This window comes from Ruegeria sp. AD6 (genome assembly GCF_056542325.1).
In genome coordinates this window covers 1216028-1230254 of sequence record NZ_JBQFZQ010000001.1, presented here as the reverse complement: position 1 = coordinate 1230254, position 14227 = coordinate 1216028, and the positions used below count along the sequence as shown (strand labels likewise).

The window sequence follows — 14227 nt, the reverse complement described above, 5'->3', positions numbered from 1 at the left end:
ATTTTTTGTATACCATTGCACACATTTTGGTGGAAATCCTTGCAACCGGTCTCAAGAAACCTTGATTGGAGGGTGATGAGCAAAGGGTTTAAACCATTACCACACCTTATCGAATCCAGAGAATAAAGCTGTTAGCCCGAGGCCAGACATGATCCGAACTGCCGCCATTGCCACTGCATTTTCCCTTTTTGCGCTTGTCCCCGTTGTGGCCAAAAGCGATCCGGTGGTGATCGAGCTGTTTACCTCGCAAGGCTGTTCGTCCTGCCCGCCGGCCGACGACATCATGCACGAACTGGCCAAACGCGACGATGTGATCGGTCTGGCCCTGCATGTGGATTACTGGGACTATATCGGTTGGAAAGACGAATATGCCGACCCCAGCCACACTGACCGGCAGCGCGCCTATGCACGGCAGGGCGGACGGACGATGATCTACACACCGCAGATGGTGGTAAACGGACAGCAGGGCGTGGTCGGGGCACAAGCCCGCCAGCTCGATCAACTGATCAATGCGCATCTGACGGCGGCCCCGCAAGCTTCGGTTCAGGCGCAGCGGGATGGCGGTGCCGTGACTGTTGAGGTCTCACCGGTCGAGCTGCCCGCGGGGCAGGTCTATGACGTCCGAGTGGTCCAATATTCGCCGATGCGCCATGCCTCGATCCGCCGGGGTGAGTTGGCGGGGCATGAACTGGATTATGCCAATGTGGTCGAATCCTGGCAGATCGCCGGGCAGTGGGACGGTGTTTCGTCGCAAAGCTACACAGCGGAACTGGTGTCAGACCTGCCTGCGGTCGTGCTGGTGCAGCAAGCCGGGCACGGGCCCATTGTTGCCGCCGCCAAGGTCAGGTGATCAGGGCATTTCCTCGGGGCTGACGCCCAGCCCGTTCCAGTGTTTCCACCGGCGATGGATCCAGAACCATTGGCCCATGTGCTGACGAACCATCTTTTCCAGATCGTTATTGGTGAACTGCGTCATTTCCTTGGGATCGGTGTGCGGAACCGGCTCATGCAGAACGATTTCAAAGTCGATTCCGTTGGGTTGACGCACCGCGTAAACCGGGATCAGGACCGCTTTGTACTTCATCGCAAGTTCGGCGTTCAGAACCGAGGTGATCGCGGGTTTGCCAAAGAACTGCAGCTGTTCGCCGCCCTGAACATGCAGGTCTGATACGATCGCGATAATGCCACCACTTTTCAGCGACCGCACCATTTCCACCATTCCGCGCCGACCCTGCTCGAACATGGGTGAGCCGGTTTTGTAGAAGGCTTTGACGTAATCGTCGTTGAAATAGGGGTTTGCCATTCGACGATAAAGGCATCCGATGGGCTTGCCGCACCGGGCCTGAAGCGCGACGCGCGCCGCCAGATAATGCCCGAAATGAGCGGTGATCATCATCACCGGACGGCCTTCGGCAATGGCGGCATCAAGCGCTGCGATTCCGGCACCACTGATTTTGGCGGTATTCTGACGCGCCATGAAACCTTCGGGCGAAAAATGCTCCATGATGGCGCGCCCGGCATTGTCCGACACATCGCCCGAGATCTTGCGAATCTCGGCCTCGGACAGGTCCGGGCAGGTCAGGTTCAGGTTGCGGCGCACGCGTCTGCGAAATCCAACCACCGGGGCAAGGCCGCGCACGATGGCACCCATGGTCGCGATGCGCCGTTCATACGGCAGCAGGCGCATGGTGCCGATGACCCCCTTCAGGAACAGATTGGCGACATAGTATTTTGCAAGCTCAGTCTGGCTGAGCTCTGACTTTTCGACAGGCATGAAGGCGTCTCACCGCATATTGCGCGTTTCCCGATCAGACATACAGACCGGGGCTGGCAACCTCAAGCATCCTCATGGGTCCATGGCGACCCAATCTACGCGTCCTCTTCCTCGGCTTCGATCAGGGTGAGCGTGCCTGCATCCACCAGATTGCGAATGGCACCGACGATCTGCGTCATCGCCTCCTCGGCTTCGGCTTGTTTGACGCGGCCGCGTTCGCCCATTTCTTCGCGTAGGTTATCGGCCATACGGGATGAGATGTTCGAAAGGACATATTCCACCGACGCCTTGTCGTCATCCGCCGCAGCACCTGCCAGGGCGGTGATCAGAACGGGTTGATCTACCTCGCGCAGGATGGCCGGAATGTCGCGGGCGGCGATACGGGTCGTGATATGGGCGAAGGTGAATATGGACTGGCGCACGACGCTAGCGAAATCTGCATCCTCTTCGTCCAGCGCGGTCAGCAACCCGTCGCGGGTCGAGGCCGCCGACTGGTTGAGAATCGCCCCGACCCGCGCGCCGGGCCCGTCGCTGAAGGCCTGGGCCGGACGTTGATCCAGTTGCGAGGCCAGCGACCAGCCAATCCGTTCGACCGCTTCGGGGGTGACATTGGCGGTTTTAGAGATGGCATAGGTGATCCGTCGGGCCACAGGTCCGGGTAAATGACCCAGCAATTGCGCCGCCTGCGCTGTATCGAGCTTGGAGACCATGACCGCCGCAATCTCGGTGCTTTCGGCTTGCGCCATTTGGGCAAGGTCTTCGGTTGGAATTTCGCGCAACCTTTGCCACGGATCACCGATCTGGCGCACGCCAGCCATTTTGCGCAACCGGGCCGCCGTGGCGGGCGCGATCTTGCCGTTGATCGCGTCCAGAGCCCCAGCCAAACCATGCGGGAAGGACAATCCGATATTGTCCAGCGCATCGCCAAATTCACGCGCGACGGCATCCAGTGTAACGCGATCCACCAACCCCATCTGACCCAATTGATGGGTCAGCTTTTCCTGCAAATCGTCAGGCAGGTCTTCCAGCGGTATATCCGCTCCTTCATTCAACAAAAGCCGCACAACAACCGCGGCCTTTTGTAGAGAGCTGAGCGATCGGGGAACAACCCTTGGGGCGTCGTTACCGTCACCGGCGGGGGCGGCCGCCCCCGGTGCCAATTGTATCAGCGCGTTCGTATCCTGCATCTGCCTGCCGAGCGAAAATCAAGTCCACAGGCAGATTAGCGAGAATCGGGTAAAGAAAGGCTGAAGCCTAATAGCTATATGTCAGCCCGGTGCGGATTGCGTCGCGCAACGAGGCTTCGGCCCAGGTGCCTTCGCCACCACGGGCCTTGATCTCGCGCCATTGTTCGATGGCCAGATCGGTGCGGCCTTCCGAGACAAAGCCCTGACCCATATAGCTGCGCGCCAAAATGTTGTCGGGGTTTGCAGTGATCGCATCCTGATAGAACGCATTGGCCAGCGCCAGTTCGCCCATCTTGCGGTAGGTAAAGCCCCAATATGTAAGAACACGGTCATCGCCTTGATCCATCACGCGCAGAATGTCCTGCGCATGTTCATACTGCCCGTCATAGGCCAGCTCGCGCACCGCGTCATACAACTGATCTTGGGTGAAATTGGTTTTGTTCGGCTTCACACAGCGGCCCGCAGCCTCGTCATACACACGGCCAAACAGGCATTTCTTCGTCGTGTTTGTCGGTTTCGGCGGGCTGCTGTCGCCACCTGCGGCATGAACAATGGGGGCAAAGGCAAATGCCTGAAATGCAATCGCGGATGCTAGGACTAGGCGCATAATTTAACTCCGTTCTCGGGTCTGCTAATTGAAATCATAGTGCGATCTTCAAAAAAGCTAACACCGGACGGGTCGCATTTATTCACAAACAGGAAAGAAAACTCTTAGCTGTTTATGATTTTTGTGCAGCTTTGCGATTCCTGATCCCAAACGGCGCCATCGGCGCAGGATTGGGTCTGCTTGGAATGGCCGGTGCAGGCAAGGCTGGCCGAGGCAAAGCAGACAAGGGCGATCGAGCAAAGAACGGTTCGGATCATGATCAGTTCCTTTTGCAGAGACGTCCCGTGAAGAGTAACCGATTCTTGCTGAATCGCAAAAAAGCCCGGCCTGCTGCTGTGGCAGACCGGGCTGTTTCACGGCTTACGATGATTTATTCGCCAAAAACACGCTCGAAAATCGTGTCGACATGCTTGGTGTGATAGCCAAGGTCGAATTTCTCTTCGATCTCTTCGGGGCTCAGCGCGGCGGTGACGTCGGCATCTGCCAGCAGCTCTTGCTTGAAATCGGTCCGGTGTTCCCAGACTTTCAACGCGTTGCGCTGCACCATGGCATAGGCGTCCTCGCGGCTGACACCGGCTTGGGTCAGGGCCAGCAGAACGCGTTGGCTCATCACCAGACCGGGGAACTTGTTCATGTTCTCCAGCATGTTCTCGGGGAAGATCAGCATCTTGTCGATCACGCCGGTCAGACGGGCCAGGGCAAAGTCCAGCGTGATTGTGGCGTCGGGCCCGATCATGCGTTCAACCGAGGAATGCGAGATGTCGCGTTCATGCCAAAGTGCCACGTTTTCCATCGCCGGGATCACAGCCGCGCGCACCATGCGGGCCAGACCGGTCAGGTTCTCGGTCAGAACCGGGTTTTTCTTATGCGGCATCGCCGACGAGCCCTTTTGACCCATCGAGAAGAATTCGGCGCCTTCCAGCACCTCGGTCCGCTGCATGTGGCGGATTTCGATGGCGATGTTTTCGATGCTGCTGGCGATCACGCCAAGGGTTGCAAAGAAGGCCGCGTGGCGGTCGCGGGGGATAACTTGGGTGCTGATCGGTTCGGGCACCAGACCAAGTTGGTCGCAGACGTGTTCCTCGACGCGCGGGTCAATGTTGGCGAATGTGCCAACCGCACCGCTAATTGCGCCGGTTGCGATTTCCGCACGGGCGTCGCGCATGCGGGACAGGTTGCGGTCCATCTCGGCGTAGAAACGGGCAAAGGTCAGGCCCATGGTGGTCGGCTCGGCGTGGATACCGTGGCTGCGGCCGATGCGGACGGTGTTCTTGTGTTCAATCGCGCGGCGTTTGAGCGCGGCCAGCAGACCCTCAAGATCGGCGATCAGCAGATCGGCGGCGCGGGTCAGCTGCACATTCAGGCAGGTGTCCAGCACGTCGGAACTGGTCATGCCCTGATGCACAAAGCGGGCTTCTTCACTGCCAACATGCTCGGCCAGATGGGTCAGGAAGGCGATGACGTCGTGCTTGGTGACGGCTTCGATCTCGTCGATGCGGGCGACGTCGAATTCCACGTCCTTGGCTTTCCACACGGCCTCGGCATTCTCACGCGGGATCACGCCCAGATCGGCCATGGCGTCGCAGGCATGGGCCTCGATCTCGTACCAGATGCGGAACTTGCTTTCGGGCGACCAGATGGCGACCATATCGGGGCGGGAATAACGTGGAATCATAAGCAGCGGCACCTTATTGTGTTTGGGCAGGAGGCGATGCGGCGGGGTTTAAACCCGCACCATCTAATGAACAAGGTGTGAGTGCGGATATGAGACGGTTTGCCCTGATTTTAGCGATCTGGCCCGGCTTTCTGGCGGCTGAAGAGTTTCAGACCCTGTCCGGCGAAGGAATTCTGGCGACGCTGACTGAACAGAAGCTGGATTACGGGGATGGCGTCTGGCAGACCTTTGAGCCCTCGATGCTGACCCAGTATTTTGCGGGCGGCCCAAGTGAGGGGCGCTGGGCTGTGCGGGGGGATCAGTATTGCTCGCTCTGGCCGCCATCGGATCTGTGGGCGTGTTATGATGTTCTGCAACAGGGTCAGACAATCCGCTTTGTCGATGACGCCGGCAACACAACAGATGGCGTGCTTGTTAAGCGGGGGAACTGACCCAACCCCTCCCGCAAGGATTTTCCGTTGTTGGGCAAGGCAGTACTGGACAAAGCAAGCGCGCCCGGTTCAATCTGATGGCAGCGAAACCATCAGGTTATTGAGATATGCGTATTTTTCTAGCGTCAACACTTGCTGCCTGTGCGGCCCTATGGGCGGCAGGGGCTGCGCCTGTCCGGGCCGAGACGCCTGTGACCTATACCGATGCGGGTCGGGCCTTGTTCCGGTTCTCGGTTCCGGATTTCTGGGCCCTGCGCACCGGCGGGCCGCGTGACATTGAAGATACCGAGTTAGGGGATGCCCGCGCCGTTGCGCGCGTGATGGCCATTCGACCGGTTACTGACGACACGGTCTGGATGGGCTTCGTATCGCCAGCCGGAGTTGAAGATATTCAGGACGGGGAGCGGTATCTTGAAGATATCGACAAGTTCCTTGTCAAAGATCCAAGCGTCACCAGCACCAGCGATACCCGCATCGGGGGGTTGCCCGCCCGTGTCTACCGTGGCACCGGCAACCGCGATGGTCGCCGGATCAATTTCACGGCGACCCTGATCGACCTGCCGCGAAACCGGGTGGCCGTCGTGGTGGCGATCCTGCGCGATGGGGCTGATCCGGCCTATGTGGATGATCTGAACGCCGTTTTCGCGTCGTTCCGGTCGCTGCAATGACGGAGGTTGGTATGACACGCAAACTGATCAAACGTTCTGTGCTAGCGCTGGGCTTGGGGGTCGCAGGTCTGACCCTGTCAGGCTGCGATGGCGTAAGTGTCGGCGTGGGCTATGGGTACCGGTACGACCCGTTTTACGACTCGATGCTGTGGAATGATTATTACCACGACGTCGATGTCGATATCGACGTGAACCGACCGGACCGGCCCAGACCTCCGGACGGCAAGCCGCCCAATCGACCGAAGCCCCCAGCGGGCAAGCCACCTGCGCGTCCGAAGCCGCCGATTGCCAAGCCGCCGTCGCGTCCGCGTCCTCCGGTTGCAAGACCGCCTGCGGCGCGGCCTCCGATCCATCGGCCTGCGCCGCGGAGACGCTGATTGGCGATCTGTTCCGTGCCCGGCATGCAGCCGGGCAGGGCCTAGCTTTGTTCTGCCTGATCCCAAATCCGTTCGACCCAGGTTGCAGGTCGTACAAATTGGCGGATTCCCCGAAGCTTGTGCTTTGACCTTAGCGCGCGCCAGATGTGTTGGCCGGGCGGCAGGTGCGGAACCTCGGCGTGGTACTGGCCTTTGATCGCATCGGGCGGGTTGAGCGATCCGGCAAAGATCACAACGCGTGCGTCCTTGGGTGCGCGCGTGTCCAGAAAGTAGTTCAGCGGGAACTTGGGAATACACTCGATCCGGAAATGGCGGACCCAGCCGGAGGGCCAGAACCTTATCCCGTTTGGCGCGTTCTTTGTCACAAAATGCTGTTCAAACCGATACGTATCCGCCACGCCCTGAGGGTCGGCGGCAAAGATATCCTGCAGCGGGGCAAGCGCCCCGACCGGCATACGGTAGATCGACGTCTGCCCCAGACGGCTGAGGGGTTTGGCCACATTGCGAGCAAGGATGACGTCGTCCGGGTCGCCGAACTCGAAGAACGGATCCAGCGAGCCGGTGATCGCGACGTCCAGATCCAGAAACAGGAATGGCCCCGTCAGATCAGCCAGCTCTGCGGCCCACAGTCTGGATTTCGGCCATTGGCCAATGGTTCGCTGCGGCATGAAGCCGGGCATCTCGGGCAGGTCAAAGCACTCGACACCGGGATCGACACCGTCGCGCGAATCCGTGAAGGCCACAAACCGGAAAGGCGGCGTCGTTCTGGCACAGACCATCCGATAAAGGCGGTTGATATAGGGGGCACCGTAGAGCGTGCCCCAGTTTATGCACACGATCTGTTTTTCCATGGCCGCGTGGGTAGCAGCCACGCGAAACAGTTCCGTGACAGGATTTCAGGTCACGCGTCCAGCAGGATCGTGGTCACAACGGACGAGCCTTCCAGCGTGCGGTGCACGGGGCATTTATCCGCAATCTCCAGAAGGCGCGCGCGTTGGTCGGGGGTCAAGGGACCTTCCAGCCGTATCTTGCGTTTGAACTGATCGATCTTGCCCTCGTTTGCCAGCCCCGCATCCTGCGCGTGGACCTTGTCGTGGCAGACATCGACGGTGATGCCGGTCAGTGGCCACCGTTTGCGCCGCGCATACATGCGTATGGTCATCGAGGTACACGCCCCAAGACCCGAGGAGACAAACCCGTAAGGCGACATGCCACGATCCGTGCCGCCATATGACACCGGCTCGTCCGCCACGACGTGATGGCGCGGCCCCGATTGAATGTCCTGCAAGAAACCGTTGGGGTCCGACTCGGTCACGCGAATGACGCCTTCGGGCGCGCCCGGCGGTGGGGCAGGCGGGCATAGCGAAACATAGCGCGACACCCAGGCTGCGATCACATCGGCCGCATACTCGGCATCTGCGGCGCGGGTGATCAGGTGGTCGGCATCGTCAAGGGTGACAAAGCTTTTGGGGTGTTTGGCCGCAAGAAAGATCGTGCTAGCATTGTCGATGCTGACGGTTTCATCCATCGGCGCGTGCAGGATCAGCAATGCGGCTTTCAGATCAGCAACCGATGGGGTCAGTGCTGCTTCGGCAATATCGTCGACAAAGGCCTTGCCAATGCGGAACGGACGCCCGCCCAGCGAAACCTCGGCGCTGCCGTCCTGTTGGATCTGCGGCAGGGCATCTTCGAAATGGTGCGAGACGTGGCTGGGATCGGCCGGGGCCCCAAGGGTCACAACCGCCTTGACCGAAGGGATGCCCGCACGGGCGCGCAAAACCGCAGCACCGCCGAGCGAGTGACCGATCAACAGGGCTGGGGCCATATTCCGGCCCGCAAGATACTGAGCCGCCGCAATCAGGTCTTCGACATTCGAGGTGAAGGTGGTGTTTGCGAATTCGCCTTCCGAGTGGCCCAGACCCGTAAAGTCGAACCGCAAGACCGCGATGCCCATTGCCGCCAGCCGGGCCGAGATGCGGCGCGCGGCTGGAATGTCCTTGGAACAGGTAAAGCAATGCGCGAACAGGGCGGTTGCCAGCACCGGACCGTCGGGCAGGTCCAGTCGTGCTGCAAGTTGACCGCCGTCATGTCCGGCAAAAGTGATGCGTTCCGTGGGCATTTCGGCTCCTTCGGTTTGGGGGGATGCCTGCAATACTGTGGTGAAGCAAAGCCAGTCTCAAGGGATATGTCAAAGGCGTAACGGTAAGGTGAGGACTTGGCGGACAGGTGCACAGGACCTGTGCACTTGCGCAGGTAAGCGGTGTTGCGGCGTCCAATTGAATGACCAAACATCACAATTGGTGATGTTGTGTCGATTAAATATTCATTTTCATAATTCAACTGCCTCCCCCATCTTCACGGTATCCACACCATCGCCGGAGGAAAGCATGACACATATTACAGCAACCCCGCAGTCGCCCGGTATCGGGGCAGGCACATTGGTTACTCTTGTTCTGGTTGGCGCATTGGGTTTTGCGCTGGGACAGTCCTGGCCACTGGGCGAATTCGCAAGCGACCCGCAATTGACGCAGCCGATTGAAGACTGGCACGGCAATGTGCGTCGTTCAAATTGGTCAGAGTGAGGGCATCCTCACTCTGACCCCATAAGCCGCCCATCAAACGGGTATTTGGTCAGGTTTTCATAGCCGTCCTCGGTTATCAGTACCTGATCTTCCAGCTTGATCGAGAAATCTCCGCCCACTTCGCCAACAGCGGCTTCGACACAGAGCACCATGCCGGGTTCCAATGGATAGTCATAGGCCCCGGTAACCGCCTTGTCGGGATAGGCAACCAACGGCCATTCGTCACACAATCCCACACCATGCATCAGGCAGCCGTATTTCTGCGCCTGAAACTTGTCGTCCAACCTGTGAGAGTTGGCCGTCAGTTCAGGGATCATCACACCGGGTTTCAGCATTTCCATATTGGTCATGATGTGTTCATGCGCGTGCTGCATGGCATAGATCATATCGGCGCGGGGTTTCTGGTCGCCGATCCACCATGTGCGTGAAATATCGATGCAAATCCCGTACGAACCGATCAAGTCCGTGTCGAAGGCAATGATTTCATTCTGCTGCGTAATACGGGGGCCGCATTCCTGAAACCACGGGTTGGTGCGCTGGCCCGAGGCCAAAAGGCGGGTTTCGATCCACTCACCCCCGCGCCGGATGTTTTCGGCATGCAGAACGGCCCAGATGTCATCTTCCGAGGTTTTGCCGTCGCCGACATTGGCACGGGCGAATTTTTCCATCTCGGCCACGGCGGTCTCGCAGGCATGGCTGGCGCAGCGCATGGCCAGAATCTCGTCCGGGCCTTTGATGGCGCGGGTCTTTTCGGTCAGTTCCTCGCCTTCCATGATTTCGAACCCCTGCGCCTCAAGCGCGCGCAGCCCGTGCAACATGATCTTGTCGACCGCCAGACGCTTGTTTCCGCCGCCATGTGCGTCGATCAGCACGCGCACCTCGTTCGAGAACACGTCCGCTGCGATATCCACCTTGTCGCCCCGGTCGAAATAGAACAGATCCGCGCCTGACCGCTGTTCGCGCACCAACGGGTTGAACGTCGACAGGAAGGGTGAGTTCTTATAGTCCCAGATCACCATATACCCGTCGGCGCATAGCAGCACAGCCCGGAACGGGTTGTGGGTGTTCCACAGCTGCATGTTGGTGCTGTCAGTGGCGTAGCGGATGTTCAGCGGGTCGAAGATCAACAGTCCACCGTATCCGCGATCGACAATCGCCTGCGTTAGGCGCTTCCAGCGGTATTCGCGCATCCGTTCAAGGTTCGGTAGCTGCAACCCGGCCGCAGCCCATTCGTCAAAGGACAGTTGCGTCGGTCCGATCTCGATCCGGTTGTTGTCGTTGGGTGTTCCGTCGCCCAGTGTTTCCCCTCGGGTCGGGTCGATTTTGCGGGTATCCCGGTAGTGTTGATTCACGTCACGCCTCCCTGACATGGGGTCGAGTGTGTTGAGGCCCTGATCCGTCGTCGCAGAAGATTGCGACCGTCTGCGGGTCGTTTTTTGACCGACATTGCATGGATTCGGTGGTAGCTGGGTCTCATGACTATCATTTTGCAGGAAAAAATCCCGTATGACCCGCGCAACGCCCGTGCGCTGCCCGGTGTGCAGCCTGCGTCGCTGGACGCGTGGCTGCATCAGGATGATGCCTTTGCCGCGCAGATGAGCCATCGGGCGACCCTGTTGAAAGAACTGCGCGATCAGGTGCTGGCACTGGACCAAGGTGCCGAACCTGCGGCGCAAGAGCTTTTGGAGCTGGTTCTGGCGCAGGTCTATCCTGATGCTACGGACAGCGTGCGCCGACCTGACGGCGTGTCGGTTGACATCGATAGGACCCGGCCACTGGATACGCTGTGCCATCTGGTTCAAGAGGATTTCTGTATCCTGCAAAAGCAAGCCGAACAGCATGTTCTGACAGGCGCGATCCTGTGTTTTCCGGCCAGTTGGCGTTTGAGTGAAAAATTCATGCGCCCGCTGGTAGATATTCATGTGCCGGTCGCCAGCTACGACGACAATATCGCCCGGCGCGTGCAGCGATTGTTCGATGGGATTCAACCAGATCGCCCGCTTTGGCGCTTCAATGCGCTGTGGTACGAGGACCCGGAGCTTTTTCAACCCCGCAGTGCCAGCGAACCGCGGGAAAAACCAAAAGCGGGGACCACCTCATACCTGCGAAGCGAGCGTCAGACTTTGATGCGGCTGCCCAAGACTGGCGCGGTCGTTTTCTCGATCCACACCTATGTTTTGGCCGCGCACAGCCTGGCAGAAATGGAAAACCCCGCCTGACGGCGGGGCCTCCAAGGAGGGTTCTTGTAATTCGGTTACATGCCCAAAGCGGTGGCAACGTCGGCAAAGGCGTTGCTGGCATTCAGGGCGACAATGGCAAAGGTGAAGACCAGAACCTGAGTGTTCAGTCTGAAATCCTCACCGCGGATCAGGTTAACCGCCGCCATGGACAGCGCAATCGGGGTGGAGACACTGGCGATCACGCCTGTCATGCACCAGCTGCTGAGCCGCAGAATGTCGCTTGGCCGCTCGTCTTCCTCAGCGGTTTCGCTGGGCAGGGTTTCTGTTGGGGTTTGGGGTTCGTCCGTGCGAAACGCGATGCTGAGCAGTTGTTCGTCTGACAGCTGGATCGGACGGGCCGCAGGTTTGGCTGCTTCGATAGGATCTTGCGGTTCTGGGATGTCCAGACCTGCAAACTGACCGGTCACAGATTGAAAGATCTGTTTTCGGTTTCTGGGTTTGCTGGGGGCCAGCGTGTCAAAGGCGCTCATGAACTGTTCGACGGTCAATACCGTGTGCGGTGACAGCCATTCCACCCGCCGGGTCGAGCAGATATCGACCATGCGATACAGAATGACGACCAGCATAAGTTCCGAGATCTCGAGATCGTCCAGCAGCGGCGACACCGGAGTAACCGTCAGGACCAACCGGTTCTGAGGGTTGGACACAACGGGCCGGGCGAGCGTCCGCAGGCCAGCCGCGCGATCCATACGTTCGTAACGTGTGTCGGTATCCGCCGCTTCGGTATCCAGCGTCAGGCGCACCATATACTGGCTTGAGACAACGCTTGCCTCAGTCCGTGACAACAGCGCTTTGCGTTCGACCAAATGGCCGTAATCCTCAAGCGTCGTGGCGACAATTGTGCCAAACCGCTCGATCGCGCCGTCTGTGTCGCCATCGAATTGCAGGCCGCCATGGTAGCTGTGCTTCCGAGCCACTGGAGTGTTCCTTTGCCGCTTATTGTCTAAGCCGACAAACTATCAACGGTTTTTGGACAGAATTTGACCAAAATGGAAAAAAATCGAAATTTCCGAGGATTGATTACGCTTTGGAAACCCTGAATCCAAGGCGTTTTGGTGGCCACTATGGCAATTTTGTGGCCGAATTGCGTGTAGGGCGTGGTGACGGAGTGTCGGGCCTAACCATCGATTCGCGCGGCCATGATGGCGATGGATTGCTGATAGACCGATGCCGCATTCCATTGTTGAATGACTGCGAAATTCGGCTGTCCCGGCTGATACCCACGCCCCGGTTTCCATCCTTTTTTGCGAAGGAAATTCGCGGTCGAGGCCATTGCATCCGTCAGGTTGTAAAAGTCCACACGTCGGTCGCCGGTGGCATCGACACCGTATTCCAGGGCGTTGCCGGGCAGGAATTGCGTATGGCCCAGTTCGCCATGTTTTGCCCCTTTTGTCGCCATGGTGATGCTGCCCTGATCGACCAGTTTAAGCGCCCCAATGGCATGGGGGATAAAGAAATCCGATCTGCGGCAATCATAGGCTAATGTTGTGATTGCGGAAACAACCTGACTGTCGCCCATGAAGCTGCCAAAGCCGGTTTCCATGCCGTGGATGGCCAGCAGAATTCCGGATGGCACGCCGTATTGGCGTTCCAATGCGGCGTAGAAATCCGGGTTTCTGGCTTTGCGTTTGCGCCCCTGCGCAACAATTGTATCCGCGCCGCGCACACGCATGAATTTATCCAGCGAGTATTTGAAACTCTTCTGGTTTCGGTCGGCCGCAATGGTGCGGGTGGCGTATTGCGTCTGAGCCAGCGCTTGCAAGCCCTTCCTTTTCACTCCGGCCCGGCGCGCCTGTTTGGCAAAGTCCGCTTTCCAGGCCTCGAACCCCGCGCTGGTATTCCCGCAGGGCGCGGTTAGTCCGACGGTCGGGATGGTCAGGGCAAGCGACAGAAAAAGCGCGCGCAGCATAGGGGCACTCCGATTGGCTGTGGTTGTGAAAGCGTAAATGCCAAGGGCGAAATGGCAAGTCGGTTAATACAGGTCCAGTTCGTCCGTGGCTTTCAGGCTTTCGAACCATTCCTCGGGGGTTTTGTCGATTTTCGCGTGTTTGACCATCATCGCGTTCATGTTCGGCAGTTGCGAGGCATCGGGCCAGTGATCGGGTTGCCACAGGTTCCCACGGATGACGCATTTGGGGCAGTGGGCAAAGGCAGTTTCGACATGGATCAGCAGGACAAGTTTCGGCACCCGCCCGTTCACGGCCATACCGCTTAGCAGGTCGGGGTCAGCGCATATTCGCGCCGTGCCGCGAATGCGCAGAGTTTCCATTTTGCCGGGAACAAAGAAGATCACACTGACGCGCGGGTCTTTCAGAACGTTGTGAAACGTGTCCACCCGCTTGTTGCCGGGGCGATCCGGGATGGCGATCAGGGTGTCCGAGATCACCTGAACAAACCCCTCAGGGTCGCCTCGCGGTGAGATGTCCAGATACCCATCCGGGTTGGCCGAAGCGATCAGGCAGAAGGTGGATTTGTCGATGAAGTCGCGGCACATCTGGTCCAGTGCGGACAATTCCTTGGCGATGATCTGGGGCAGAGGCGCGCCGGTGATGCGTTCCAGATCTTCGACCGAGGTTACAATGTCCGAGAATTGTGCAAACGGGGTATCGGATGACATGCGCTCTCTCCTGACCGGTTTGCATCCGAGTGTGAAAGATCATGCCAAACGAAACAAGGGCGCCCGTTT

General features: G+C 58.8%; 17 protein-coding genes. 6 read left to right on the top strand and 11 right to left on the bottom strand.

All coding sequences use genetic code 11. From position 1 onward, the window contains the following. Positions 1–148: 148 nt before the first annotated feature. Positions 149–850, top strand: a complete 702-nt coding sequence (locus ACR0KJ_RS06015) for a DUF1223 domain-containing protein (RefSeq protein ID WP_480626167.1) — start codon at positions 149–151, stop codon at positions 848–850. Here the strand turns inward: ACR0KJ_RS06015 and ACR0KJ_RS06010 are convergent, their stop codons facing one another. From ACR0KJ_RS06010 to purB, 5 genes are all read right to left on the bottom strand, one after another. Then, positions 851–1774, bottom strand: coding sequence for a lysophospholipid acyltransferase family protein (locus ACR0KJ_RS06010; protein WP_480626166.1), 924 nt, complete (start codon positions 1772–1774; stop codon positions 851–853). Positions 1775–1869: 95 nt separating this feature from the next. Further along, positions 1870–2961, bottom strand: a complete 1092-nt coding sequence (locus ACR0KJ_RS06005) for a flagellar motor switch protein FliG (RefSeq protein WP_480626165.1) — start codon at positions 2959–2961, stop codon at positions 1870–1872. Between the two features lie 67 nt (positions 2962–3028). Further along, on the bottom strand, positions 3029–3568 hold the full coding sequence (locus tag ACR0KJ_RS06000) for a tetratricopeptide repeat protein (protein ID WP_170449822.1): 540 nt from the start codon (positions 3566–3568) through the stop codon (positions 3029–3031). A 104-nt stretch (positions 3569–3672) separates the two neighbouring features. Then, positions 3673–3825: a hypothetical protein gene (locus ACR0KJ_RS05995; RefSeq protein WP_170449824.1), complete on the bottom strand. Its 153-nt coding sequence runs from the start codon at positions 3823–3825 to the stop codon at positions 3673–3675. Between the two features lie 113 nt (positions 3826–3938). Then, the gene (purB, locus tag ACR0KJ_RS05990) at positions 3939–5243 is read right to left on the bottom strand and encodes an adenylosuccinate lyase (protein ID WP_170449825.1); all 1305 of its coding nucleotides are present in this window, start codon (positions 5241–5243) and stop codon (positions 3939–3941) included. 89 nt (positions 5244–5332) lie between these two features. On the opposite strand from purB, the gene ACR0KJ_RS05985 reads away from it, so the two are divergent. From ACR0KJ_RS05985 to ACR0KJ_RS05975, 3 genes are all read left to right on the top strand, one after another. Next, a complete protein-coding gene (locus ACR0KJ_RS05985; RefSeq protein ID WP_170519461.1) occupies positions 5333–5674 on the top strand; it encodes a hypothetical protein in 342 nt (113 codons plus the stop codon). A 107-nt stretch (positions 5675–5781) separates the two neighbouring features. Continuing rightward, positions 5782–6342 (top strand): hypothetical protein, encoded by a 561-nt coding sequence (locus tag ACR0KJ_RS05980; RefSeq protein ID WP_170519458.1) that lies wholly within the window; start codon positions 5782–5784, stop codon positions 6340–6342. 11 nt (positions 6343–6353) lie between these two features. Then, the gene (locus ACR0KJ_RS05975) at positions 6354–6719 is read left to right on the top strand and encodes a UbiA prenyltransferase family protein (protein WP_170519455.1); all 366 of its coding nucleotides are present in this window, start codon (positions 6354–6356) and stop codon (positions 6717–6719) included. Positions 6720–6760: 41 nt separating this feature from the next. Here ACR0KJ_RS05975 and ACR0KJ_RS05970 read toward each other — a convergent pair whose 3' ends face one another. Beyond that, positions 6761–7570: a glycosyl transferase gene (locus ACR0KJ_RS05970; protein WP_480626281.1), complete on the bottom strand. Its 810-nt coding sequence runs from the start codon at positions 7568–7570 to the stop codon at positions 6761–6763. Positions 7571–7620: 50 nt separating this feature from the next. Next, positions 7621–8838: a bifunctional alpha/beta hydrolase/OsmC family protein gene (locus ACR0KJ_RS05965; RefSeq protein WP_170519452.1), complete on the bottom strand. Its 1218-nt coding sequence runs from the start codon at positions 8836–8838 to the stop codon at positions 7621–7623. Between the two features lie 268 nt (positions 8839–9106). Between ACR0KJ_RS05965 and ACR0KJ_RS05960 the strand changes: the two genes are divergently transcribed. Then, positions 9107–9301, top strand: coding sequence for a hypothetical protein (locus ACR0KJ_RS05960; protein ID WP_170735112.1), 195 nt, complete (start codon positions 9107–9109; stop codon positions 9299–9301). Between the two features lie 8 nt (positions 9302–9309). Here the strand turns inward: ACR0KJ_RS05960 and dddP are convergent, their stop codons facing one another. After that, positions 9310–10653, bottom strand: a complete 1344-nt coding sequence (dddP, locus tag ACR0KJ_RS05955) for a dimethylsulfonioproprionate lyase DddP (protein ID WP_170449840.1) — start codon at positions 10651–10653, stop codon at positions 9310–9312. Between the two features lie 123 nt (positions 10654–10776). Between dddP and ACR0KJ_RS05950 the strand changes: the two genes are divergently transcribed. After that, positions 10777–11520 (top strand): heme-dependent oxidative N-demethylase family protein, encoded by a 744-nt coding sequence (locus tag ACR0KJ_RS05950; RefSeq protein ID WP_170449842.1) that lies wholly within the window; start codon positions 10777–10779, stop codon positions 11518–11520. Positions 11521–11555: 35 nt separating this feature from the next. Here ACR0KJ_RS05950 and ACR0KJ_RS05945 read toward each other — a convergent pair whose 3' ends face one another. The 3 genes from ACR0KJ_RS05945 to ACR0KJ_RS05935 form a co-directional block, all read right to left on the bottom strand. Next, positions 11556–12458, bottom strand: coding sequence for a hypothetical protein (locus ACR0KJ_RS05945; protein ID WP_480626164.1), 903 nt, complete (start codon positions 12456–12458; stop codon positions 11556–11558). 200 nt (positions 12459–12658) lie between these two features. Next, positions 12659–13450 (bottom strand): lytic murein transglycosylase, encoded by a 792-nt coding sequence (locus ACR0KJ_RS05940; RefSeq protein WP_170449844.1) that lies wholly within the window; start codon positions 13448–13450, stop codon positions 12659–12661. Between the two features lie 63 nt (positions 13451–13513). Beyond that, positions 13514–14158 carry an MSMEG_1061 family FMN-dependent PPOX-type flavoprotein gene (locus ACR0KJ_RS05935; protein WP_480626163.1) on the bottom strand — a complete coding sequence of 215 codons (645 nt, stop codon included), beginning with the start codon at positions 14156–14158 and terminating at the stop codon, positions 13514–13516. Positions 14159–14227 lie beyond the last annotated feature (69 nt).